Origin of the sequence: Streptomyces africanus (assembly GCF_002150735.1) — a bacterium.
Taxonomy (GTDB): Bacteria; Actinomycetota; Actinomycetes; order Streptomycetales; family Streptomycetaceae; genus Streptomyces; species Streptomyces africanus.
Genome location: NZ_MUKA01000152.1, coordinates 368 through 678, shown reverse-complemented (window position 1 = coordinate 678; position 311 = coordinate 368). Strand labels below are relative to the sequence as shown.

Here is a 311-nt window from a genome sequence, read left to right as displayed (position 1 = left end):
GAAGGCATCCTCGGGCAGCCCGCTGGTGTTCGCCACCGCGTACGGCTTCTCGCTCGCCAGGAAGTCGCTGATCACGCTCGACACGTCACTGATCAGCAGGTCGGCCACGTTGAAGCAGGAGTACAGCGCGGGCCGGGCGTCCGTGATGATCTGGTGCTCGCCCTCCGGCAGGGAGGCCCAGTACGCCTCATCCCAGGCCGCCGTCGCCCGTGCCACCGCCTTGGCGCGGCCCGGTTCCGGCGCCGACTGGACGAGCATCCGCTCCAGTGTGTCGGCCCCGGCCCGGAAGTCGGCCGTGGTGAGCCGGTCCA

Annotated in this window: 1 pseudogene; it reads right to left on the bottom strand. The window is 70.7% G+C overall.

Going from position 1 to position 311, the window contains the following annotated elements:
- Positions 1-311 (bottom strand): annotated as a pseudogene (locus CCL05_RS46280) (hypothetical protein); the annotation flags it as partial.